Origin of the sequence: Actinoalloteichus fjordicus (genome assembly GCF_001941625.1) — a bacterium.
In the GTDB taxonomy this organism is placed as follows: domain Bacteria; phylum Actinomycetota; class Actinomycetes; order Mycobacteriales; family Pseudonocardiaceae; genus Actinoalloteichus_A; species Actinoalloteichus_A fjordicus.
Map to the genome: position 1 here is coordinate 900,555 of NZ_CP016076.1, position 23,776 is coordinate 924,330.

21 protein-coding genes are annotated in these 23,776 nt (G+C 70.5%); 10 read left to right on the plus strand and 11 right to left on the minus strand.

The annotated features are described in order from the left end of the window. The first annotated feature begins 25 nt into the window (after window positions 1-25). The 3 genes from UA74_RS04220 to ychF all read left to right on the plus strand — a co-directional run bounded on the left by UA74_RS04220 (window position 26) and on the right by ychF (window position 2,404). Window positions 26-577, plus strand: a complete 552-nt coding sequence (locus UA74_RS04220) for a hypothetical protein (RefSeq protein WP_157442149.1) — start codon at window positions 26-28, stop codon at window positions 575-577. 62 nt (window positions 578-639) lie between these two features. Continuing rightward, complete coding sequence (locus tag UA74_RS04225; protein ID WP_157442150.1) at window positions 640-867, plus strand: hypothetical protein; 228 nt, start codon at window positions 640-642, stop codon at window positions 865-867. 457 nt (window positions 868-1,324) lie between these two features. After that, a complete protein-coding gene (gene ychF, locus UA74_RS04230; protein ID WP_075739087.1) occupies window positions 1,325-2,404 on the plus strand; it encodes a redox-regulated ATPase YchF in 1,080 nt (359 codons plus the stop codon). Window positions 2,405-3,301: 897 nt separating this feature from the next. On the opposite strand, the gene erm is transcribed toward ychF, so the two are convergent. From erm to aceA, 6 genes are all read right to left on the minus strand, one after another. Further along, a complete protein-coding gene (erm, locus tag UA74_RS04240) occupies window positions 3,302-4,165 on the minus strand; it encodes a 23S ribosomal RNA methyltransferase Erm (protein ID WP_075739091.1) in 864 nt (287 codons plus the stop codon). Between the two features lie 816 nt (window positions 4,166-4,981). Continuing rightward, window positions 4,982-6,058, minus strand: coding sequence for a hypothetical protein (locus tag UA74_RS04245; protein ID WP_075739093.1), 1,077 nt, complete (start codon window positions 6,056-6,058; stop codon window positions 4,982-4,984). Between the two features lie 657 nt (window positions 6,059-6,715). Then, entirely contained in the window at window positions 6,716-7,567 is an 852-nt protein-coding gene (locus tag UA74_RS04255; protein ID WP_075739095.1) for a hypothetical protein, read from the minus strand. Beyond that, the gene (locus UA74_RS04260) at window positions 7,564-7,878 is read right to left on the minus strand and encodes a WXG100 family type VII secretion target (protein ID WP_075739097.1); all 315 of its coding nucleotides are present in this window, start codon (window positions 7,876-7,878) and stop codon (window positions 7,564-7,566) included. The genes UA74_RS04255 and UA74_RS04260 overlap by 4 nt, the downstream gene beginning before the upstream one ends. Beyond that, a complete protein-coding gene (locus tag UA74_RS04265; protein WP_075743385.1) occupies window positions 7,875-8,408 on the minus strand; it encodes a YbaB/EbfC family nucleoid-associated protein in 534 nt (177 codons plus the stop codon). The genes UA74_RS04260 and UA74_RS04265 overlap by 4 nt, the downstream gene beginning before the upstream one ends. Before the next feature lie 383 nt (window positions 8,409-8,791). Continuing rightward, entirely contained in the window at window positions 8,792-10,105 is a 1,314-nt protein-coding gene (aceA, locus tag UA74_RS04270; protein ID WP_075743386.1) for an isocitrate lyase, read from the minus strand. Between the two features lie 120 nt (window positions 10,106-10,225). Between aceA and UA74_RS04275 the strand changes: the two genes are divergently transcribed. Next, window positions 10,226-11,695: an XRE family transcriptional regulator gene (locus UA74_RS04275; protein WP_083682906.1), complete on the plus strand. Its 1,470-nt coding sequence runs from the start codon at window positions 10,226-10,228 to the stop codon at window positions 11,693-11,695. Between the two features lie 197 nt (window positions 11,696-11,892). Here UA74_RS04275 and UA74_RS04280 read toward each other — a convergent pair whose 3' ends face one another. Both UA74_RS04280 and UA74_RS04285 read right to left on the minus strand, forming a co-directional pair. After that, the gene (locus UA74_RS04280) at window positions 11,893-13,839 is read right to left on the minus strand and encodes an FtsX-like permease family protein (RefSeq protein ID WP_157433988.1); all 1,947 of its coding nucleotides are present in this window, start codon (window positions 13,837-13,839) and stop codon (window positions 11,893-11,895) included. Further along, entirely contained in the window at window positions 13,836-14,648 is an 813-nt protein-coding gene (locus UA74_RS04285) for an ABC transporter ATP-binding protein (protein ID WP_083682907.1), read from the minus strand. Before UA74_RS04285 ends, UA74_RS04280 begins: the two co-directional genes overlap by 4 nt. Window positions 14,649-14,782: 134 nt before the next feature. Here UA74_RS04285 and UA74_RS04290 point away from each other — a divergent pair, with 134 nt between their 5' ends. The 6 genes from UA74_RS04290 (at window position 14,783) to UA74_RS04315 (ending at window position 21,501) form a co-directional block, all read left to right on the plus strand. After that, a complete protein-coding gene (locus tag UA74_RS04290; RefSeq protein WP_232237625.1) occupies window positions 14,783-16,153 on the plus strand; it encodes a sensor histidine kinase in 1,371 nt (456 codons plus the stop codon). Further along, window positions 16,123-16,833: a response regulator transcription factor gene (locus UA74_RS04295; protein WP_232237626.1), complete on the plus strand. Its 711-nt coding sequence runs from the start codon at window positions 16,123-16,125 to the stop codon at window positions 16,831-16,833. The genes UA74_RS04290 and UA74_RS04295 overlap by 31 nt, the downstream gene beginning before the upstream one ends. A 70-nt stretch (window positions 16,834-16,903) precedes the next feature. Further along, window positions 16,904-17,203 carry a 4a-hydroxytetrahydrobiopterin dehydratase gene (locus UA74_RS04300; RefSeq protein WP_075763832.1) on the plus strand — a complete coding sequence of 100 codons (300 nt, stop codon included), beginning with the start codon at window positions 16,904-16,906 and terminating at the stop codon, window positions 17,201-17,203. Between the two features lie 421 nt (window positions 17,204-17,624). Further along, complete coding sequence (locus tag UA74_RS04305) at window positions 17,625-18,725, plus strand: thiamine ABC transporter substrate-binding protein (RefSeq protein WP_075743390.1); 1,101 nt, start codon at window positions 17,625-17,627, stop codon at window positions 18,723-18,725. Window positions 18,726-18,748: 23 nt separating this feature from the next. Further along, window positions 18,749-20,431 carry an ABC transporter permease gene (locus tag UA74_RS04310; protein WP_083682909.1) on the plus strand — a complete coding sequence of 561 codons (1,683 nt, stop codon included), beginning with the start codon at window positions 18,749-18,751 and terminating at the stop codon, window positions 20,429-20,431. Then, window positions 20,431-21,501, plus strand: a complete 1,071-nt coding sequence (locus UA74_RS04315) for an ABC transporter ATP-binding protein (protein WP_075739105.1) — start codon at window positions 20,431-20,433, stop codon at window positions 21,499-21,501. The genes UA74_RS04310 and UA74_RS04315 overlap by 1 nt, the downstream gene beginning before the upstream one ends. A gap of 73 nt (window positions 21,502-21,574) precedes the next feature. Here the strand turns inward: UA74_RS04315 and UA74_RS30555 are convergent, their stop codons facing one another. From UA74_RS30555 to UA74_RS33295, 3 genes are all read right to left on the minus strand, one after another. Further along, window positions 21,575-22,162: a hypothetical protein gene (locus tag UA74_RS30555; RefSeq protein ID WP_083682910.1), complete on the minus strand. Its 588-nt coding sequence runs from the start codon at window positions 22,160-22,162 to the stop codon at window positions 21,575-21,577. A 60-nt stretch (window positions 22,163-22,222) separates the two neighbouring features. Continuing rightward, window positions 22,223-22,939, minus strand: coding sequence for a helix-turn-helix domain-containing protein (locus UA74_RS30560; protein WP_157442151.1), 717 nt, complete (start codon window positions 22,937-22,939; stop codon window positions 22,223-22,225). 467 nt (window positions 22,940-23,406) lie between these two features. Further along, window positions 23,407-23,769: a hypothetical protein gene (locus UA74_RS33295; protein ID WP_075763833.1), complete on the minus strand. Its 363-nt coding sequence runs from the start codon at window positions 23,767-23,769 to the stop codon at window positions 23,407-23,409. Window positions 23,770-23,776 lie beyond the last annotated feature (7 nt).

Below are 23,776 nucleotides of genomic sequence, written 5' to 3' on the forward strand. Positions count from 1 at the left end.
GCTCGCGACAGGTGGGCTCGTCGCGATGGTGATCGGAGTGGTGACGGCGTGGGGTGCCGCGTCGTCGGGGCCGATCGCGGTGGCCACCGCCTTCACCCCGCTCGGCATGGGAGGGGTGCTTGCCTTCGCCGTGGGCATCCTGCTGGCCGCAGGCGGTAGACGGTGGCCGTTGGGCCCGATCGCCTTGGTCTGGGCGGCGTGGGCGCTCGTGGTGTTGACGGTCGACGGTGCCCGGCTGGGCACGGAGGCATTGGGGAGTCCGGAGGCCTGCACGGTCGAAGTGCAGGATCGCGCGCTCGGCGGCACGGCGACCGGCGAGCCGGCTGTCCGAAACTGGCTGGCCTGTCCGGAGGATGAGGGCTTCTACCTGGTGACGGCTGAGAACGCCACGACGGTCGGCGGGCAGATCGAGGTGCTGCGTACCTCGGGCGATGTGTGGCCGCCGGTACCGACGACACGGCACGAGGTCGGCGGTGCGGCGATCTCCGTTCCGGTGGCAGTCGGCGGCATGGTCCTGCTGGTCCTGCTTGCACGGGGACTTGGCCGCCGGGACCGCCAGGTCGATCACGATCGGTGATCGGTGATCGGTGATCGGTGATCGGTGATCGGCTGCGTCGGCGTCGGCGTCGATCAGTGTCGGTGTTGCTGCTGGCGGGCATCGCTGTGACTGGCATCGGTGTGACTGGCGTCGGTACGGACTGGAGCCGGCGAAAGTCGGTGTTGACGGATGTCGGTGTTGACGGACATCCGCGCCGACTGATCCTGGTCTCGACTGATGCCAATGCCAATGCCAATGCCAATGCCAATGCCAATCCGATGCCGATGCCGATTGCGGTCAGCGCTGACCGGACCTGCAAAGACGCGTAGCAGTGGGACGATCCCGGCCCGGTGACTAGACCGAGGCGCTGCTCAGCCCAGTTCAGCCCAACTGCGCCAGCCCGACTCGATGCGATTCTGGCTGGCTTGGCAGAACGGTCCGACTGGGTTGGATCCGGCTGGGCTGGGCTGGGCTGGGTCTGGCGGGGTCGGTCCGGCTCGGCTCGATCGTGCGTAGCTCGATCCGGCCGGGTCGGCCCGGCGTAACTCGACTTGCCAGAGGTCGGCCGGCTCGGTTCTGACGGGTCGGCCCGCTCGCTCTTCTGCCCCGCCCTGGACCGCATCGACCTTCGCCCATCTTGCCTCGTCGGCCCCGTATGACATGCCTTTCCCGGCTCGCCTGCCTGCCTCGCTCGACCGCCGGTTCGGCGCTCGCCCGACCGCCGGCCCGGCGCTGGATGCCCTGGTGACGACGAGCACTCCCGGGCCGCCTCTACACTCGCTTGTCGTGAGTCTCACCCTTGGCATCGTCGGTCTGCCCAACGTCGGCAAGTCCACCCTGTTCAACGCACTGACGCAGAACGAGGTGCTGGCGGCGAACTACCCGTTCGCCACCATCGAACCCAACGTCGGCGTGGTGCCGCTGCCCGATACCAGGCTCGATCGGCTCGCGGAGATCTTCTCTTCGCAGCGGACCGTCCCGGCGGTCGTCTCTTTCGTCGACATCGCGGGCATCGTCAAGGGCGCGTCCGAAGGCGCGGGGATGGGCAACCAGTTCCTGGCCAATATTCGTGAGGCGAATGCGATCTGCCAGGTCATCCGGGTGTTCGACGACCCGGACGTGGTGCATGTCGAGGGGACCGTCGACCCGGCCGACGACATCGAGACGATCAACACCGAGCTGATCCTGGCCGACATGCAGACGGTCGAGAAGGCGCTGCCCCGGTTGGAGAAGGAGGCGCGCACCCACAAGGATCGGCGGGCTGCCCTCGCAGTGACACAGCAGGCCCGCGACATCCTGGATGCGGGCCGAACTCTGTTCTCCGCTCAGGCGGAGATCGACCTCGCTGAGCTGCGTGAGCTGAGCCTGCTCACCGCGAAGCCGTTCCTCTACGTCTTCAACGCCGACGAGGCGGTGCTGACGAACGAGACGCGGATCAAGGAACTGCGGGAGATGGTCGCCCCCGCCGATGCGGTCTTCCTGGACGCCAAGGTCGAGGCGGAACTGCTCGAGCTGGACGAGGAGTCGACACGCGAGCTGCTGGAGTCGATCGGCCAGACCGAACCCGGCCTGTACTCGCTGGCGCGCGCAGGTTTCCACACCCTCGGGCTCCAGACCTATCTCACCGCCGGGCCCAAGGAGGCCAGGGCCTGGACCATCGGCCGTGGCTGGACTGCTCCGCAGGCGGCCGGCGTGATCCACACCGACTTCGAGCGGGGCTTCATCAAGGCGGAGATCGTCTCCTTCGATGACCTAATCTCCGCCGGATCGATGGCTGAGGCGAAGGCCGCGGGGCGGGTCCGGATGGAGGGCAAGGACTATCTGATGGCCGACGGCGACGTCGTGGAGTTCCGATTCAACGTCTGATTGAGGCCGATCTCCGCTGGTCACCGGCTTAGTGGTCGGTCGCATTCGTCGGCCGTTCGGCAGCGCTCACGAGAACGGCGCCGAGCGCGGCCTACGCTGCCGGGCATGTGGTCCGCTGCGGTCGGCCACCGCTGCGCGTCGGTGTTCAGAGTGATGGGCGCGTCGAGTCGACCCAGCGCCCGGTGGACCCTGACGATGTCCTACCCCGCAGAGATCAGCCCGTGCGGAGAAGGTGTCGGAGATCGTGCAGCAGGCCGGGCGCCCGGTGTGCGCCACCACCAGCCGACGGTGTTGCCGATCTCGGCGCCGTGTTCGGGGGCGAGTCGGTCGGCGAACAGGTCCGCGGCAGTCCATGATCTCTTCTCCGCCGGTGGCATGGCGTTCGATCGCGGATCGTGTGCGCGGCGTCCTGTCGACCACGAGACGCCGGTCAGCCAGCCGGTGTGACAGCGCGACGATGTGGCGTAATCGCAGGCTGACGACGGTCGCTCGCGCTGGGCCGACGCAGTGGGTCGGGCGGCCACAGCTCCCTGCACCCTGCTGTTCGGTGCGGCGAGGCCGGCCGGTGCCGAGGTCCCGTCGTCAGGTCCGATCTGCCCGGCGCGACGCATCCGCCGCATGGGCCGCGCGGGTACTGCCATGGTCGAGATCGCCTGACCCGTCCGTCGGACGTCTGGAGGCAGGTGGCCACCGATCGGGGACGTCTGGTCGGAGCCGTGACCATCGGTCCGCCTTCGGCGGCTTGCGGCCCGGCAGCCGGGTGCTGTCCAGGAGGCCGCTCCACCTCGACGGCAGCGGCAGCCGGCCGGGTGGGGCCCCGCCGAGCGGGTATCTGTTCCCGGCAGTCACCTCGGGACGGCTGATACCAGGCCATCCCGAGGAGCCGACCGAGTCTGATCAGTGGCGGGTTGACTGCCGTCGTGGCTTCATCGTTGCGGTGTGTCCCCGGTTCGAGCGGAGCCGCTTGGCGAGGGTGTCCGACCCGTCGTCGGTGCTGATCACCCGGTACAGACCGATCCATTGTTCTGCGGACAGCCGCCGAGGGAGCTCCGCCCCGGTGAATCCTTCGCTGCGGAGCCACCGGTTGACCAGGGGTTCCGGGGCCAGCCGCGTGAGGATGCCGCGTAGGCCGGTGCCCCGGCCGGTGAACACCGACCGCACCAGCCGCTGGTAATCCGAGCGCTCGTCGCCTGGTGCCAACGACTCCACCCTGCGCCGCATGATCAGCAGACCGCCGTCGACGGCGGGTATCGGGCGGAAGGCGGCGGCGGGTACCCGGCCGGCCAGCGTGAACTCGTACCAGGGCCACCACAGCGCCGTGAGCATCGTGGTGCCGCCGACGCCTGCGCGTTTCCGCGCCACCTCCCACTGCAACAGCAGGACGGCCGTCCGCCAGTCACGCAGGTCCAACAGTCTGCGCAGCAGCGGCGTGGTGAGGTGGAACGGGACGTTGGACACGATGTGATGGCCTGGGCAGGCGGCCTGATGGGTCAACAGATCTGCGTGGACGACCTCGGCTCGGTCGCCGAACCGCCTGCGCAGGGTCTGTACTCGACGCGGGTCGATCTCGACGGCAGTGACCGATCGCCCGGTGCTGATCAAGGCATTGGTCAGTGCGCCGTCGCCCGCGCCGAGTTCGAGCACCGGGCCGGGGGCTTCGGCGCGGATCAGTTCGGCGATGCGGGAGATGACCCGGTCGTCGACAAGGTGATTCTGGCCGAGTTCATGGCGGCCGGGCAGGCGGGGGTTGTGCTTCGACATGGGATCCCGATTCGGTGGCTGCGTCGCGCGACACACCGATGCTGAGTCGATCTGTCGCGCGCAGGGAAAGACGACGCGGCACGACGGCGGGGAGTCCTGGCAGCGGGCCGAGAGCGGCCCGGCAAGGATGAAGACGACATCACTGCACCTGGCGGACATCCGGCTCAGGTGAACAGCAAGCGCACCGCCGTCAGGCCGTGCGCAGCCGAGTCAGCGCGTTGAAGCAACCCATGGCGAGGACGGTAACAGGGGCTCCGGAGCTGGCCAATCGATTTTCGGCCTGCCGGGCAGCCGCACAGAGCACCGTCGGCTGCCCAGCCCACCGGGCAGTCCACGGTGATCAACCGCGTCATTCGGGGCCGCACGGCGACGAAGCGGCCGACGATCTGCGCAGGCGTGCCGTCCCCGTCGGCCTGACGTCCGCTGTTTCAGTCGTCCGCCGTCGGCGCGACCCGATCCGACCCGATCCGATCCGACTCGGCGCGATCCGACACGGCGCGGGCGCGACCCGACACGACATCGACCCGATGTGGCCTGGCCTGGCGCCGCCCGTTGTCCGCCGCCACCCACCCACCCTGACAACAGCGGTGCACAGCGCAGGGCATCGCCGTCGACGTGGCGGGGCCTCGGCCCGGACCCGGCCGCCCTCACCTGACGCGCACCGGCCCGGCTCGACCCCGAAACAGCCGAACCCGGACCGACTCCTGGCCCCGTACTCCCCGCGGGCAGTCACGTCATGCTCGGCCCACGGAGCAGACAGCCGGGTCTTCGGGCGCTGCACGGCGCGGCGATCACCGCACCGCCGGGATCGCGGTCTCAGTCCGACCTCGCAGGCCTCGCCGTCGGGTTCGGTGCCACCGCGCGGGCCGCGGCCTGCTTGATCTCCTCGGTGACGGCGGGCGGCTGGTACTGGTGCCTGCGGATGTGGGCGAGGAAGGCGGGGTCGGGTGCGAGGTCGTGCTTCTCCAGGTAGTACCGGACCGCAGGCTGCCAGAGCCAGGTGCCGTCGGTGAGCCAGGCGACCGGGACTCGGCGGGGCTGTTCTGGGTCGAGCTGGTCCGGGACTCGGCCCCGGCCGGAGAGGACGACCTGCCCCGCGACGAGGTAGGCGATCACCCGTTCTTTCTCTTCGGAGGTCAGCGGCTCGCGGTGCACCACAGGGGCGCCGTCGTCGGCCCGACCGTCGAACACCCGAGCCTGGAAGAAGTCGAAGGACTGACTCGGCGTGGCGGCGGCCTTGCCTGCGGCGACCTCGGCGAGGTACGTCTGGATCTCTGGTGACGTGGGGAGGCGGTGGCGTCGAACCTTCTCCTGGGTGATCACGGCGTAGGCGACCCGGAGGTTGGTTTCCGGGACCTCCGCCGGGACCTGGAAGCCGTTGGCGCGGATGTGCGCCATCAGGCCGGGGTCCGGCGCGACGCCGTACTTCTCCAGGTAGTAGGCCACTGAGGAGAGCCATACCCATGCCCCGTCGGTTCGCGCGACGGTGCGGGGCACCAATTCCTTCTTCGCGGCGAGCAGATCGTAGAATCCGCCGCTCTCGACCACCTGAATCGTCGGTGCTGTTCGCAGGTAGGCCAGTACTGCGGGCACCTCCTCGGCGGGAACCGGGGGTCGGGTGATGACGGGTTTCCGTTCGGGAGTCATCCCGTCGAACAGCTTCGATTTGGTGATCGTCGGCAGGGCCTGCTGTTCTTCCGTGGCGCCGCGTTGCAGCCAGTTGGGGGTGGCATCAGCCGAGCGTGGGTAGTAGGCGAGTTCTGTCTGGAAGTCCTCTTGTGTCGGATAGTCGAACCAGTCAGGTTCGCGTTCTCGGTCGTATTTGACCGAGTAGGTGCCGGGGTAGGTGAAGAGTGCGGCGAAGTACGTCCAGATGCCGACTCCCGGTTCCACTGTTCGGTCAGCGTCGCGGCGAATGGTGACGACGGCGCCGGCGATGCGTCGTCCGGTGCACCTTCGAGAGGGACATCGGGGGCGTCGGCGCTCGGGGTGTCCGGGTCGTGCCACGTGACGGCGGGCGGCGGCCCGGCTACGTCGTCGGTGCGGAATCGCTGATTGCCGTAGCCGTCGGCCACGTCGTAGACGACTCCAGGGTCCAACGTCAGGTCGATGGCCCCCAGGACCGGCCCGGTGGCTCCCTCTGGCGGGAAGTAGGCGTCGGGACTGCGTCCCAGGCTCTCGTTGGGCACCGTGGCGTTGACGTATTCGAGCCTGGCCGTGCCGGTCTCCGGGTCGACGTCGCCGACGAAGAAGTCACCGAGAGGCCTGGTGCGCAGGTCGCCGTCGGCGTCCTCGAATTGGATCTCCGCTCGATACCAGGTATTCGGATCGGGGTCGGGCACCACGTCGCCGAACCGTTGATTCGCGTCGAGTAGCACCGGCACCGGCGGAACGTTCCATGCCCATGGGATGCACCTAGTGTCTTCGGGCCGCAGCAGGCCGAGTGGACAGCGAGTCGGAGCGAGTGAGCCCGGTGGCGGCGGCTCCGGACGGCATAAGGCCCGGTTGAGACGGACGGGGCGGCGTGCGACGTTCGTCGCGCCGTCGGGTTCAGTGGTTCGGGCCTGCTCGGCCGTCGGCCAGCGCTCGCCACCACAGGGGCACGGCCCCCGCCGGGTGGGGATGGCGTGCCAGCTCGGCATCCAAGGAGGCGGCCGAGGGCGGGGAGTGCCAGGTCGTCTCGTCGTCGAAGGCGAGCCCGGCCAGGCTCCCGTCCGGTCGGATGCGGAGGCCTGCCGCGAGCCACGCGCCCCGGCCCGTCTCCGCCGACAGCTCGCGGAGCTCGGTGAGCGCCTGTCCGACGGGTGCCTGCGGTGAGAAGAAGCGGATGGTGCCGTCCTCGTCGACGCTGCGACAGGTCAGTTCACCGTGCCCGCCGACCTGGCGGAACTCGACGTCGACCGCCCGCCACGGCGGCGCAGCGGAGGCGGCGACGGCGGTCGCGACGGCGTGCCGCAGCGCGGCCTCGGATCTGTCCGGGCCCGGGACGGCCTCGGCGCGACCGGTCTCGGTCCGCTGCTGCCACAACGTGGTCAGCTGAGCCTGCGTCGCGGAGCCGAAGAACCCCGTGCGTTCGTAGACGGTCAGGCCGAGTTCCCGCGCGCGCACGACGTCCTTGCCGGTCCAGGAGAGCCGGAGCCTGCCGTCGTCCTCGCCCGTGACGAGGTAGCGCTCGCCGTCGACGAGACAGTAGGTGCTGAGCGAGAACCGCTCGGTCAGTTCGGCTGTCGCGACCTTGCCCACCACGCGGCCACTCGATCTCGCCTGGAAGCCCGGAGGCACCGGATCGCCCGCGAGGATGGTCAGCACGACGCGGCCGGGTCCCGCCGTTGCCACCCGGAACACCTGACCACGCCAGACGCCGTACGGGCCGTCGGGAAGCCCGACGGAAGGCGCGGTCATGTCCCGCTCCGGAAGGAGTCGGCGCTCTCCTGATCCATCGACTCCCAGGTGTCGGCGGAGGCGTCCAGATTGGTCTTCAGGCCGGCCAGGCCCGTCACCAGGCTGACGAAGGCCTCCAGCGCGCCTTCGGAGTTCGGCACGTACTCGGTGGAGAAGGTCTGGCCCGCCTCGTCGTCGCCCCAGCAGTTCCCCTCGGCGCTCAACGCGTTCTCCAGGCTGCCACGGGCCGTCTCCAACGAGTCGGAGGCGCTGGTGAAACCGGTCGCAGCGGTCCGCAGCGCGGCGGGGTCGACCTCGTAGCCGCCGCTCATCGGGTGTCGCCTCCGGTCAGCCAGCTCTGCGGCGCCTCGTCGTCGACCTCGTCACGAGCAGGCGGCGCGGGGCGGGGACTCGTCGGCGGCGGGGCCGATTCCGGCTGTTGGGTGCCCGGCCGGGTGAAGGGACTGACCAGGTCGCGGAACGACGGAGCGCCCTCGACCAGGTCTGCGAGGTCGGGGGTGCCCTCCTGGATGGGTGCCATGATCTCGGCGACGCGCTGCCCGACCTGCGTCGAGGCCTGTCGCACCATTTCGGTGGCGGTCCGGCCCAGCTTCTCGGGAGTACTGCGAGCGAAGGCGCTCGGCGCGAACTCCAGGCGGGTCAGCGTGCCGCTCGCGTCGACCGTGGCGGTGACCAGTCCGTCCGGCGAGCTGACCTTCGCACTGGCCGCCGCCGCCTCGGCCTGTGCCTCCCGCAGTTGATCGGTCTGTCTGCGCAGCTGACCCATCAACTGATCGACCTGGTCGCGAACGGCCGCGTTGCGAGCCTCCAACCGGGCGCGCCGATCCGCAGGCCCCGTCATGGCCATCTCCACGTGAGGACAGACGTGTCTGACCACTCCGGAGTTGACGTTATCGCGCGTTCTGCGGCTGCGGAGGCGGTTCGTGAGATGCGTCCAGGCGAGTGACCAGGGATTCGTCCGTTCAGCCGAGCGGCTCCCGTCCCGCCGGCCGTCGATCACCGATCGACAGGCGGTCGGTCGGCCGCCGGTGGCGGGCGGGACCGCAGGTCGAGGAGGCCGAGCGGCGGCCGATGAGCGCGTCGCAGGCGCCGTCGTCCGGCCCGACCAGGTGAGACAGGGGACTTCGTGATGAAGCCGCGACGGCCCGGATCGGGGACGGGCCGTCGCGGCAAGACCGTTTGCGTGCCAGCCAGGCGTGCCAGTCAGGCGAGTGACGGGCCGCTTCAGAACTGCGCGGTCTCCGTCGAGCCTGCCAGCGCCGTGGTGGAGCCGCCGGGTGCCACGGCGTTGCTGATCAGGTCGAAGTAGCCGGTGCCCACCTCCCGCTGATGGCGAGTCGCGGTGTACCCGTCGGCCTCGGCGGCGAACTCCGCCTCCTGGAGGTCGACGTAGGCGGTCATGCCCTCGGTGGCATAGCGCCTGGCCAGCGAGAACATCCCGTGATTGAGGGAGTGGAAGCCCGCCAGCGTGATGAACTGGAAGCGGTAGCCCATCGCCGCCAGCTCGCGTTGGAAGCCCGCGATCGAGGCGTCGTCCAGATGCCTGCGCCAGTTGAACGACGGCGAGCAGTTGTAGGCCAGCAGCTGGTCGGGGTACTCGGCCTTGATCGCCTCGGCGAACCGACGGGCGGTGTCGAGATCGGGCGTGCCGGTCTCCATCCACAGCAGGTCGGCGTAGGGCGCATAGGCGAGGCCTCGACTGATGCACGGCTCGATGCCGTTCGTGACCCGGTGGAATCCCTCCGAGGTCTGCTCTCCGGTGAGGAACGGGCGGTCGCGGTCGTCGACGTCGCTGGTGATCAGCGTCGCGGCCTGCGCGTCGGTCCTGGCGATGATCACGCTGGGCACGCCTGCCACGTCGGCCGCCAGCCGGGCGGCCCGCAGCGTGCGGATGTGCTGCCCGGTGGGGATGAGGACCTTGCCGCCCAGGTGTCCGCACTTCTTCTCGGCGGCGAGCTGGTCCTCCCAGTGCACCCCGGCTGCGCCCGCCTCGATCATCGACTTCATCAGTTCGTAGGCGTTGAGCACGCCCCCGAAGCCCGCCTCGGCGTCGGCGACGATCGGGGCGAGCCAGTGCGGCGAGTCCGCTCGGCCCTCCGACCAGCTGATCTGATCGGCTCGCAGGAGCGCGTTGTTGATGCGCCGCACCGCCGCGGGGACGGAGTTGACCGGGTAGAGGCTCTGATCGGGATAGGTCTGCCCCGCGAGGTTGGCGTCGGCGGCCACCTGCCAGCCGGACAGATAGACGGCCTTCAGGCCCGCCCGAACCTGCTGCACGGCCTGGTTGCCGGTGAGGGCGCCGAGAGCGTGGACGTGACTCCCGTCCGCCTGGTTCAGCAGGTCCCACAACCGCCGGGCGCCCAGCTCGGCCAGGGTGTGTCGTTCGACGACCGAACCACGCAGGCGGACCACGTCCTCTGCCGTGTGCTCTCGGCGGGTGGAGCGCCACCGGGGATCGGCGTCCCACTGGATTCGTAGTTCGGTCACCGCGTTCTCGCGCTCGATCCGGGCGTGATCGCCGTTCGGACTGCTGGTCATGGTGTCCGCCTTCCGTTGCTCACCCGCTGTTCGACAGATCACCAGCATCGGCCGGATCGGGTCGGTTCCACCAGGATCGCGCTATGGAAAGAACGGCATAAGTTCTTCTATCATCAAGCCATGGCTGGCTTCGGTTCGGAAGATTCCATGAAATTGGCTGCGGACCGCGACCTCATCACCCTTGGCAAGCGGCTGCGGCATCTGCGGGGGCGACGCGGGATGACGCTGGCCGAACTCGGTGAGCGGGTCGGACGGGCGCCGTCGCAGCTCTCGCTGCTGGAGAACGGCCGCCGGGAGCCGAAGCTGTCGCTGCTGCACCGGTTGGCGGACGCCCTCGGCGTGTCCATCGAGGAGCTGCTCTCCGGGGAGGCGCCGACCCGGCGAGACGAGCTGGAGATCGCCCTCGACGAGGCCCAGCGCGATCCGCTCTACGCCTCGCTGGGACTCGGGCAGCTCAAGGTCGGCAGGCGGGTGCCCAACGAGGTCCTGGAGCACCTGCTCGGTCTCTACGACGAACTGCGCAGCCGCAACGCGCGCCGCGCCGCCACGCCGGAGGAGGCCAGACTGGCCAACGCGGCGCTGCGCAGCCGGATGCGGGAACAGGACAACTACTTTCCGGAGGTCGAACTGGCCGCCGCCCGCACGCTGGCTGCCGTCGGGTACACCGGGGGCGCGTTGTCCGAGGGCACCGTGATGTCGATCGTCGGCCACTGCGGATTCACCGTGCGCTACGTCCCCGACCTGCCCAGGACGGTGCGATCGGTGACCGACCTGCGACACCGGCGGATCTACCTCAAGCGTGAGTCGGTCGGGATGCACAGCCCCCGCACCATCCTGTTGCAGACCCTCGGCCATTTCGTGCTCGGGCACGCCCAGCCCAAGGGCTTCGCCGACTTCCTCTCCCAGCGCGTCGAGGCGAACTACTTCGCCGCCGCGACGCTGATTCCCGAGTCGACGGCCGTTCCCTTCCTCACCCAGGCCAAGACCGATCGCGATCTGGCGGTGGAGGACCTGCGGGACGTGTTCTCGGTGTCCTACGAGATGGCCGCGCACCGGTTCACCAACCTGGCGACCCGCCATCTGGACCTCCAGGGGCACTTCGTGCGCAACGACGAGACCGGCATCATCTACAAGGCGTACGAGAACGACGGCCTGATCCTGCCCACGGACCCGTCGGGGGCGATCGAGGGACAGCGGATGTGTCGGCACTGGTCGGGCAGGCGTGTCTTCGGCTCGCCGGATCGATACTCGATCCACTACCAGTACACCGACAAGCCCAACGGGACCCACTGGTGCGTCTCGCACGTGGACCCGAGTCGGGAGCGGAACTTCGCCATCACCCTCGGCGTCCCGTATGCCGACTCCCGCTGGTTCCGTGGCCGGGAGACCACCAATCGGGCGGTGTCGCGCTGCCCGACCGGGGAGTGCTGTCGCAGGCCGCCCTCGGAGTTGGCGGCCCGGTGGGAGGGGCTGGCCTGGCCGTCGGCGCGGGCGAACTCCCACGTGCTGGCGGCGCTTCCGCCGGGCGCCTTCCCCGGGGTGGACGAGACCGACGTCTACACCTTCCTGGAACGCTACGACGCCGATTGACCGGGCGAGGTCGTGAGCCGAGTGCGGGTGCGGCCCGGGCCGACGGGGTCGACGACGCGGGGTCCGGCGACCGACCTGTGCGGCCTACGGGCGGGCAGCAGCCGCAGACCGGACGACGCGCCGGTTCGTTCCCCGCGCCGTCCGCGCTGCGCCGCCTGTCTGCCCGCCCGCCGCCCTGTCGGGCGATCGGTGTCCCGTCAGGCGATCGGCGCCCCGCCGCCTGCTCGGCGAGCGGCGAACACCGCAGGCAGCAGCGCGGTCCCCACCGTGATGAGCAGGCAGCAGCCGCCCACGACGGCGAAGTCCCCCCACGGCAGCACCAACGGCGCCGAGGGCATCGCCTGCCGCGCCGTCATCCAGGTTGCGACGGACGCCGCAGCGGCGGCCAGTCCGCCGAGCAGCACGCCGACGAAACCGACGGACAGCGACTCCCAGGTGATCATCCGCAGGATCTGGACTCGGGTGGCGCCCAGCCTGCGGAGCAGATCGAACTCGCGGCGCCTGCTGCCGAAGGACATCAGCGCGGTGTTGGCCACCGAGATCAGCGTGTACGTCAGCACGAAACCGGCCAGCACCAGGGTGACGGCCCGCTGAGCGACGCGATCCGGCTCCATCAGCTCGTCGAAGTACGCATCCGTGGTGAGCACCCGAGCCCGCGAGCCTGCGAAGCGGTCGGTCAGGTCGCCGAGGACCGATGCGGTGAGCTGCTCCGACTCCGCGAGCACCCACACCGAGGACGTCTCGGTCCCTGCCGCATGGTCACGCACCAGTTCGGGCGGGACGATCACCGGCAGATCGCCCACCCCGCCGCCTTCGAACAACGCGGCCACCCGCACGGGCACGCGCACACCGTCCGGGAAGGTCATGCTCACCTCGTCGCCCGCCGACCAGCCCAGCTCGCCCGCCGACGCGGCGTGCAGCGCGACGGCCCGGCCGTGCAGATCATCGAGCGAGCCCGCAGTGATCCTGACGTCGAAGAACCGCTCGATCGCGGCCGCCTCGACGCCCAGCGTCTCGCGGCCGTCCATCGACCACGCGCCGTCGATCCTGGTCAGCGCGGTCCGAGTCGTCGCGACGACCGTGGTCGACGAGACGCCTGCGACGCCTGCCGAGACGGCCGCCGCCTCCCCGACGTCGACGTCCGGACCGGGTTCGACGAGGACGTCCCCGGCATAGAACTCCCGGCTCTCGGTCTCGCCCGCGACCGACAGGACGTTGAGCGTGCCCAGCGCCGACACCGTCAGACCGACGGCGAGCAGCACGGGCGCCGCAGTGCCCGCACTCCGCCTGCTCGCGGTGCGGACGTTGCCCGCCGCGAGCGAACCGGTGGCGGCGGTGAACCGGGCAGGCAGTGCCGTCACCAACGCGGTAACCGGACCCACGAACACCGGGGCGAGCAGCGCCAGGCCCACCAGCAGCGGGTAGCTGAAGCTCGTCAGCAGGACGACGCCGGTCACACCGCCCTCGACGATGCCGTACCCGGCCAGCCCGATGCCGACCGCGAGGGAGGACAGCCCCGCCGCCCACCTGGCCGGTCGCATCCCGACGGCCTCCACGGCCGATTCACGTAAGGCCTCGATCGGCCGGATCGCCGCAGCCCGCCGCGCGGCGCTCAGCGTTCCCAGCAGGGCCACGCCCGCACACATCCCGACCGAGACGGCCGCCGCGCCGCCGAGCGTGTCGGCGGACAGGACCACCTCGAAGGAGCCGGGCGCCAGATCGCGCGAGACCAGCACCGACACCAGCAGCGAGGCGCCGGGCAGCCCGAGCAGCGTGCCCGTGATGCCCGCGGCCATGGCGACGAGCAGCCCCTCCAATAGGACCAGTCGGCGGATCTGCCTGCCGGTGGCACCGATCCCGCGCAACAGTGCGAGTTCCCGCTCCCGGCGGCCGACGGCGAAGGCAAAGGTCGCGGCCACGACGAACACCGAGAGGAACGCGGCGAGGCTCGCGAACAGGCCCAGCAGGGAGGTGATCTCGTTGATCAGCTGCGCGTCCGCGCCGTCGAGGTCGCCCGCGCGAGTAGAGAAGATGACCAGGGTCGCCGAGGTCAGCATCGCCACGCCCCCGGTCAGGGCGATGAAGGAGCCGACGAAAGAGCCGATTCGATGGCGCAGGGTCTGCCGTGCGATCCCGAGCATCATCGCGAGCCCTCCCGCCACGTCGGCTCGGAGCCGGCAGGCGATCCGGCCTGCTTCGCCCCCTCGGCGGCGGTCTCGAGGCGAGTCAGCTGCTCGGCGATCCCCGACGCGTCCGCACCGCGCAGTTCGGCGGCGACCCGGCCGTCGGCGAGGAAGACGACTCCGTCGGCATAGGAGGCCGCCAGCGGATCGTGCGTCACCATGACCACGGTCTGACCTGCCACGTCGACGAGTTCGCGCAGGAGTCCGAGGACGACGCGGCCTGCGGCTCGATCCAGTGCCCCGGTCGGCTCGTCCGCGAAGAGCACCTCCGGTCGGGTGGCCAGGGCCCGCGCCAATGCGACCCGCTGCTGCTGTCCGCCGGACAGTTCGGTGGGCCGGTGGGCGGCGCGATCCGCCAGGCCGACCCGATCGAGGACCGCCATGATCTCGGCGCGTCGCGGCCGGTGCCCGGCGAGCCGCCGAGGCAGGGCCACGTTCTGCGCGGCGGTCAGGGCGGGCAGCAGGTTGAACTGTTGGAACACGAAGCCGACCCGCTCTCGCCGCAGCAGGGTCAGCCGCTCCTCCGACAGGGTGGCGAGGTCCACGCCGTCGAGCAGGACGGAGCCCTCGGTCAGCGTGTCCAGCCCGGACGCACAGTGCAGCAGCGTCGACTTCCCGGAGCCGGAGGCCCCCATCACGGCGGTGAACGATCCTCGGGGGAAGTCCAGGCTCACCGCGTCCAGCGCGACGACCCTGGCACCCCCCTTGCCGTACACGCGGCCTGCCGAGATCGTCCGCAGGACGGCATCAGATCGACTGGGTGAGTTCATGCCGGTCAGCGAAGCCGACGCGCCGCACTCCGCACACTGGTCGTCGATCGACTCCTCGAGGTAGACCCCGCACTACCCGGCAGGTCGGTCGTGGACCAGTGCCTCCCGGCGCCGGGGGCGCCTACGGTGTCCGCGTGCCTCCCGCCCCGTCGCCGAGCGGCGCCTCCAGCATCGGCATCGACGGGGTTCGTGCTGCGCCGCCGTCGCCGCCGGAGTCGGCCTGGGCCGCCGTGCGGGCGGCCCCGCTGCGCTACCTGGCGACCCGCTGGCCCTGGACGTGCCTGCTCTACCTGTCCGCCGGGACGCTGGTCGCGCCGGTCTGGCTGTTCTTCGCACTGGCGCTCGGCTTCGCGGGCATCGTGCTGACCCCGGTGGGCGGCGGGCTCGTGCTCCTCGCGGTCCTCGCGTTGTTGGGGCTGCCCGTGGCGGCGTGGGAACGCCGTCGGCTGTCGTGGATCGATCGTGAGCCGCTGCGCTCCCACCACGTGCCCGCCCCGGGCCGAGGCCTCCTCGCCTGGTGGGCACTGCGTCTTCGGGAGCGGGTGACCTGGCGCGAGCTGGTCGCCGTGCTGCCGATCACGACGCTGTTCTGGGTCTTCGAGCTGGTGACCCTCACCGCCGTCCTGGTGGGCGTGGTCACGCTCGTCGGCGTTCCCCTGCTGGCGTTGTTCGGCCCTGCCGACGGGGTGTTCCTCGACGTCCCGATCACCGAGTCGGCGATGCGGTGGCTCGGGCCGCTGCTGCTGCCCGTCTTCCTGGCTCTCTCGGCTTACCTGGTCACCTCGGTCGCCGCGATCAGGGGACGGCTGACCAGGCTGCTGCTCGGCGGGGCGCAGCAGGATCTCGGCTCGGAGCTGGTCGAGCTGCGGCGCTCCAGAGCCCGGCTCGTGGACGGCTTCGAGGCGGAGCGCCGCCGGATCGAGCGCGACCTCCACGACGGCGCGCAGCAGCGACTGCTCTCGATCCACCTGAGTCTCGGGATGGCCACGGTCGTGCTGGAGGAGGAGAACGCGGGTGGGGAGGCCGTCCGGCTGGTGCGGGGCGCGCAGGACGCGGCGCGGGAGGCACTGGCCGAGTTGCGCGAGGTGGTGCGGGGCATTCATCCCAGAGTGCTCACCGATCGAGGGCTGCCCGCCGCCGTCGCCGAGCTGGGCGATCGGCTGCCGATCGCCGTCTCGGTGCGGATCGACCTGCCGGTCCGCCCGCCCGCCTTCGCCGAGGTCGCGGCCTACTTCGTGATCGCCGAGGCGTTGACGAACGTCGTCCGGCACAGCGGGGCGCCCGCTGCCGCCGTCACCGGGGGTCTCCGGGGCGCGCTGCTCGTCGTCGAGGTCGTCGACGAGGGCGGCGGCGGCGCGAACCCGACGGCGGGCACCGGACTCCAGGGCTTGGTGGACCGGGTCGCGGCGGTGGGCGGCAGACTGTTGCTCGCCAGCCCGATCGGGGGACCCACCGTCCTGCATCTGGAGATTCCGTGTCAGCCGAGCCTGGAGCCGATCGCCTGAGTGATCGCGAGGGCGAGGGCCTCTCCGTCGCCCTCGCCGAGGACTCCGTGCTGCTGCGGGACGGCCTGGTACACCTGCTCGGTCGCTTCGGTCATCGCGTGACGGCCGCCGTCGGCACCGCCGAGGAACTGCTCGCCGCCGTCGCGGACACCACGCCGGACCTGGTGCTCACCGACGTGCGAATGCCCCCGGGCCACTCCGACGAGGGACTCCGGGCGGCGATCACGCTGCGCTCGACCCGCCCAGGGCTGCCGATCATGGTGCTCAGCCAGTACATCGAGCAGACCTACGCCGCCGAGCTGTTCGCAGGCGGCGGGCCCGGACTGGGCTACCTGCTCAAGGACCGGGTGGGCGACGTCCGACAGTTCGTCGCGGCCGTGCAGCAGGTGGCGGCGGGCGGCACCGTCGTCGATCAGGAGGTCATCCGACAACTCCTCGCCCGCAATCGGGACACCTCGCCGGTCGCCCGGTTGTCCGTCCGGGAGCACGAGGTGCTCGGGCTGATGGCACAGGGCCACGCGAACGGCCTGATCGCCAGGGCGTTGACGGTCAGCGAGGCGGCGGTGGCCAAGCACATCGGCAACATCCTGGCCAAGCTCGATCTGCCGCCCCAGGAGCAGGGACATCGCCGGGTGCTGGCCGTGCTCGCCTATCTCCGCAGTCATGGCATGAGCGGCTGACTCCGCGCCGGACCCGGTCGAGGGTGACGGACGAGTTGCGCGGGAGCGGCAGGCGGACTCCCATTAGGGCATGGCTGACCTGTTGAGTGACGACGAGATCGACAAGGCCCTCACCTACCTGGCCGACTGGCGGCGCGACGGCACGGAACTGGTTCGACGAGTCGACCTGCCGTCCTTCACCGAGGCCGTCGCGGTGGTGAACCGAGTGGCCGAGATCGCCGAGAGCGAAGACCATCATCCCGACATCGACATCCGCTACTCGACGTTGGTCTTCCGCCTGAGCACCCACTCCGCCGGGGGGATCACCCGGCTGGACGTCAACTTTGCGCAGGAGATCGACAACGTGGTGGACGTGGCCCGCGGTCAGTGAGCCCGCGTGCCGTCGGCGTCGGCACCTCGGCGGAGGGGGCGGCCTCCGCCGCGCGCGGCCTGCCTCCGTCTCGGGCCGCCTTCGCCGGTCCTCCGACGATCGGTGTCGCACCACCCGGACGGCCCCTCGCCGCCCGGGTTCGACGGCCCGCGTCTGACGAGTCGGAACGCCGCGTAACCTGGGCGATGCCACGGGAGTCCGGTGCGCCGGGCTGAGAGGAGGGCGTGACTCGACGTCGTCACGACTCGCAGATCGCGAGACGGGATGGAAGTCGGGTCGCAGACGAAGCCCTCGACCGTCCAGGGGTGGACGCGGTGGACCGCGCCCGCCCCCGCACCTGATCCGGATCATGCCGGCGCAGGGAGGTGCCCTCGTGACGGGTGGACGGCCGGCGTCCGCGAACCGTCATGAGGAGGACTTCGTGTCAGGAAAGGTCCGTCGCGTCGCCATCGCGACCGCGACGTCGGCGCTCGCCGTGTCGGTCGTCGCGAGCTGCTCCCTGGTGGGCGGCGGCTCCGACCGGGGTCCCGACGACCCGACGACCCGCCGCGTCGTCCTGGTCACCCACGACTCCTTCGCCTACGACGAGTCCGTCGTCGCCGAGTTCGAGGAGTCCAGCGGCATCGAGCTGGACATCCGGCAGAGCGGCGACGCCGGGGAGCTGACCAACACGCTGGTGCTCAGCCGGGACAACCCGATCGGCGACGTCGTGTTCGGCGTCGACTCCACCTTCGCCTCCCGCGCGATCAACGAGGGCGTCTTCGAGCCCTACCGCAGTCCGGAGGCGGCGGCGGGCGCCGACCGATACCGGGTCGCAGGCGCCGAGGACTCGGAGAACGCCGACGTCCTCAGCGCCGTCGACGTCGGCGACGTGTGCCTCAACGTCGACGTGGAATGGTTCGCCGATCCCGCCAACGGCCCCGTCGAGGCTCCGACGGGCTTCGACGACCTCGTCGATCCCCGCTACCGCGATCTCACGGTGGTGCCGGACCCCGCGACGTCCTCGCCCGGCCTGGCCTTCCAGCTGGCGACCATCGAGCACTACGGCGAGGACGGCTGGGCCGACTACTGGGCCGAGCTGCGCGACAACGGCGTGCAGGTCACCGGCGGCTGGACCGAGGCCTACACCCAGGAATTCTCGGGGTCGAGCGGCGCGGGCCCCCGCCCGATCGTCGTGTCCTACGCGTCCTCGCCCGCCGCCGAGATCGGCGAGGACGGCGAGCCGCGCACCACCGCGCTGCTGGACACCTGCTACCGCCAGGTCGAGTACGCCGGGGTGCTGGCCGGGGCCGCCGAGCCGGACGGGGCTCGCGAGGTGATCGACTTCCTGCTGTCGGAGCCGTTCCAGTCGCAGGTCGCCGAGTACATGTACGTCTATCCGGTGCGGGAGGACGTGGTGCTGCCGGAATCGTGGGAGAGCGCCGCACCACTGCCTGCGGACTCCGCGACGCTGCCTGCCGACCAGGTGGACGCCAACCGCGCGGACTGGGTGGAGGAGTGGCGCACGATCGTGCTCGGCTGAGTCGATCGCGCTGACCCCCTGCCATGAAGCAGACCTCGAAGGCGACAGATCCGCGCGTGAGTCCGGCCACGAGCCTCGGCACGGCAGCTGGCCCGCCGAGCCGACGACACGGCCGGTCCCGGCGGCTCGGCCTGCTCGCCGCCGCCGCCCTTCCCGTGGGCTTCCTGCTGTTCTTCTTCGCCTGGCCGGTCGTGGCGATCCTGCTGCGCGGCCTCGGCGAGGGCGGGCTCGCCGAGACCCTGTTCGACGTCCGGACCTGGCGGATCGTCGGCTTCACCCTGGGACAGGCCGCCGCCGCCACCCTGGTGGCCGTGCTGGCCGGGCTGCCGTTGGCCTACCTGCTGTCCCGGCTCGACGTGCCGGGACGCGGGCTGATCCGGGTACTGGTGACGGTGCCCTTCGTGCTCCCGACCGTCGTGGTCGGCATCGCCTTCCGGGCGCTGCTCGGCGACGGCTCGCTGGTGGCGATCGTGCTCGCCAACGCCTTCTTCAACGTCGCCGTCGTGGTGCGGACGGTCGGCGGGCTCTGGTCGCACCTCGACCGTCGGGCCGAGGACGCGGCGAGGGCGCTGGGTGCCTCGCGGCTGCGGGCCTTCACCTCGGTGACGTTGCCTGCGCTGCGACCGGCGCTCGGCTCGGCGGCGGCGGTGGTGTTCCTGTTCTGTTCGACCAGCTTCGGCGTGGTCCTGGTGCTCGGCGGTGCTCGATTCCGCACCCTGGAGACGGAGATCTACCTCCGCACGGTGCAGCTGCTCGACCTGCCTGGCGCGGCGGCGTTGTCGTTGATCCAGCTCGCGGCGGTCGTCGCCGCGCTGGCGGTGGGGGCGGCGGCTCGACGACGCCGGGAGACGGCCCTGCGCCTCCGGCCCGCCGCCGACACGCTGCGCAGGCCGCGCGGCGGCGACTGGCTGGTCGTCGGCGCCGCGCTGTCGGTGCTGATCGGGCTGTTGATCCCGGTGGTGACGCTGGTGATCCGGTCGCTGTCGACCTCGGAGGGATTCGGGTTCGCGGGCTACCGGGCACTGGCAGGCGAACCTGCCGACGGCGTACTCGCGGTGTCCGCCCTGGACGCCGCCATGAACTCGCTGCGGGCCGCGACCGACGCCACGATGCTCGCGATGGTCTTCGGGGTGCTGGCGTCGATCGTGCTGGCCAGGACACGGCGTCGCGGGCTCGCCCAGCTGCTGGACGGCCTGCTGATGCTCCCGCTGGGCGTCTCGGCGGTGACCGTCGGATTCGGCTATCTGATCACGCTCGGCTCGCTGCCCGACGAGCTGCGCGGCTCGTCGGTGCTGGTGCCCTTCGTGCAGGCCCTGGTGATCACGCCGCTGGTGATCCGCATGCTGCTGCCGGTGCTGCGCGCGGTGGACGAACGACTGCGGCAGGCCGCCGCCTCGCTGGGGGCCTCGCCGTGGCGGGTCTGGCGGGAGGTGGACCTGCCCATGGCGGCTCGGTCGTTGATCGCCTCGGCGGCGTTCGGCTTCGTGGTGGCGCTGGGCGAGTTCGGCGCGACGAGCTTCCTGGTGCGCGCGGAGACGATGACGCTGCCGGTGGCGGTGGCGCGCCTGATCTCGCGGCCGGGTGAGCTGAACACGATGACCGCCTACGCGGCCTGCACGCTGTTGATCCTGGTCACGGCCGCGATGGTGGCGATCGTGGAGCGGATTCGCATCGCGGGCGGCCCGAACGCCTTGGGAGAGTTCTGATGTCTCTGGGACTGCGCGGCCTGTCCGTGCACTACGGCTCGACGGTCGCGGTGTCCGAGGTGGACCTGACGGTGGCCGACGGCGAGGTGGTGGCGCTGCTCGGGCCGTCCGGCTGCGGCAAGTCGACGCTGCTGCGGGCGGTGGCGGGGCTGGAACAGCCCGCCTCGGGCGTGGTGTGCTGGGACGATCGGGACCTGGCGGACGTGCCGGTGCATCGCCGAGGCTTCGGACTGGTCTTCCAGGACGGCCAGCTCTTCCCGCATCGCGACGTGGCGGGCAACGTCGCCTTCGGGCTGCGGATGGCGCGCATCGACCGCGAGGCTCGGGCGGACCGGGTGACGGAGCTGCTCGGGCTGATCGGCCTGGCCGGATACGAGGCCAGGGCGGTGGCCAGCCTGTCCGGCGGCGAACAGCAGCGGGTGGCTTTGGCGCGGGCGCTGGCTCCGCAGCCTCGGCTGCTGCTGCTCGACGAACCGCTGTCCGCGCTCGATCGCGTGCTGCGGGAGCAGCTCGCGATCGATCTCGCGGCCCTGTTGCGCACCACTTCGACCACGACGCTCGTCGTGACGCACGACCATGACGAGGCCTTCACCCTGGCCGACCGGGTCGCCGTGATGGACGAGGGCAGACTGCTCCAGATCGGTCCGCCCGACGAGGTCTGGCGCAGTCCTGCCTCGCCCGCCGTCGCCGCGTTCCTCGGCTGCACGACGCTGCTGCCCGCCGAGATCAGCGCGGGCGTGGCGCGCTGCACACTCGGCGCGGTGAGATTGCCCGGCGGAGGAGACCAACCCGCCGGGGACGTGCTGCTCGGCCTGCGGTCGACGGCCCTGGCCGTCGACGCGGCGGGGGAGCTGACCGGCACGGTCGTGCAGCGGGTGCACCGCCATGACCATGTCCGCCTGCTGGTGGAGCTGCCTGCGGCTTACCGAGGCGGTGGTCTGGTCGGTGCCGACGGCGACGGCCGCGTCGAGGCGGTGGCGCAGGTCGCCGACGCCCCGTCGCCCGGCGACCGGGTGCGGCTCGCGTTGCGGGCGGAGGGCGTCGCGGTGGTGGCGGGGGTGTCAGTCTGATCTGTCGGTAGCCCTGTTCCCGAGATACAGCGCCTGATGGAGGTCTCCACTACGACGAGTCTTTGAGGTCACCTCACGCCGCGCTACGCAGGAGTCCGATCTCATGGGCAAGCTGGTCGGTGTCGCTGGTGGAATGTCGGCGCGCTTGCACGTGAAGGGGCTCGAGGTGATCGAGGATGCGGGTCGAGCGCAGATCGCGGACCACATCGAGTGCATCGGCGCCGATCCGGGTTCCGTTGGGCAGGTCGCCCTCGGCGAGAGTGCAGGTGGCCAGCCAGGCCAGGTTGAACGCGCGCTGTCGCACCCGGCTGGCTGGTGCCTCGGTGAGCGCCTGGTCGAGGCGGATGATGGCGTCGTGGCGGTGTTTCGAGTTGGTGCGGCCGAGCGCACTGAGGACGCGAGCGACGTTGGTGTCCAGCGCCCCTCGATCGAAGAAGCTGACGAACTCGGGATTGTCATCGGCATCGACATGGGCGTACTCGTCTTCGGCCCGCCGGAGCGCGGCAAGAGCTTGGCGTTGATCGGCGAGGTGGGCGTAAGCGAGTCCGGCGTCGGCGTGCAGGAGCGCGAGCGCGGCGGCGGAACTGGAATCCTGTGCGGCGATCTGGCCGAGTTGGAACAGCTTCAGCGCTTCGGCGGGGTCGCCGTTGTCCAGTGGCACACGGCCGAGATGGTGCAGGACGATGGCGGTGTGGGCGTGGTTGTCGGCGTCGCGGGTATGTCAGACGGCCTGTGCGAGGTAGCCACGTGCCTCGTGAGCGAGCCCGAGGTCGTGCGCGGTCCAGCCTGCCAACGTCTTCAGATCGGCTACGGCGGAAAGCAGCGCGGGCCGGACACGATCGGAAGCGGCTGCTGACAGCAGCGATTCAGCCCACTGCATCTGCGCCAAGACGGCATCGCGGCATGATCCGCCGCCATGTGAGGCGTCGTAGGTGCGCAGTGCGCTCGTAAGAGCCTTGAGCTGGGTGACCTCGGTGGCTCCGACCCGCCGGGGCGCGGGGGTCAGTTCCGGGGACACGGTGAGTAGATCGACTTCGGCCGTCGTCAGTGTGGCACCGACGACGAGTTTGCTGACCACACCGAGGAATGTCCTGCGTTCCATCGGGTCATCGTCCTTCTCGATCACCGCTGCTGTCGATGCTGCCAACAGACGGGTCACAGCGTCGGTATACGCCAGGCCCATGTATCCGCGAGGGATGCCGAAGCCTTCGGCGATCCGGACGAGAAGGTCGTACGCCTGAACCTGCCTGCCGCCTGCGATCTCGGAAACGTCGGATTGGCTTTGCCCGGTGAGTTGGGCGATGCGGCGTTGCGCGATTCCGGCACCGCCGAGCAGGCGATAGACAGTGCTGATGTCGTGGCGGGCCAAAGCGGTTCGGATCTGCGGGCGCTCCCACAGACTCGGATCGATCGGCTCGTCGGCGGGCAGGACGTTCATCACGGCCTCCACTGGTGCTGGCTGCGGCTTCACGGTAGCGAGCAGCCACGGTGAATGCAGACACCTATCGGGCAAACCGATCGGCCTGACCGGTCACCGCGAGCCCAGCGAAGCCAAACACGTGCGCCTCTCGCGCGAACTAGGACTAGTCCTGCATGGTCAGAAGGCCCCAGCTTGATTGGTTCACATGGGGGCGGTCTCCCGAGGACAGGAGGTGAACAACCGTGATCAGTTCGATCTTGCGGGTCACCTCGCCAGACGCGGCTTCGACGATCTGGTGGAAATCGTTGCCGCGTGCAGCTGAGGTGGTCAATGCCTTCGACCAGGTACCGACCGGTCACGGCCAGCACTCCGAGCTCGCGACTGACCGCTCCCGCGGTAGAGGCTCCTGAAACGGGCGGATGGCATTGACGCCCAGCCCGGCGCTGTCCCGTCAGTGACTGCCACCAGCCTGAATCCGCCTGGTGTCACCTGAGAACGGAGTTCGTATGACCAGCACGCTCGCTCGCCCACTCCCGAACGTTGTCCTGCCCGAGGAATCGCAGACGACCGGAGACGTGGGCCCAGTAGGAGCGACGTTCCAGCAGGTCGGGGTCCGCAGCGGTGTAGGCGTAGGCCAGCGCGGAGAGCCAGTCCCGATCGCAGAACACCGGGCTGTGGCAGCGGGCAGTCTGGACCTGATGGTGTTTGCGCAGCCAGTTGGCCTGGTGACCGTCGTCGTCGTCGACGGGCGGGTGCGCCTCGATCGGCACAACGGCACCGGTCGTGGTGGTGTATTCGCCGATCACCAGGTGGTTCTCGGCCGCCAAGGCGGTGGCAGCACCCGCCACGTCCTGC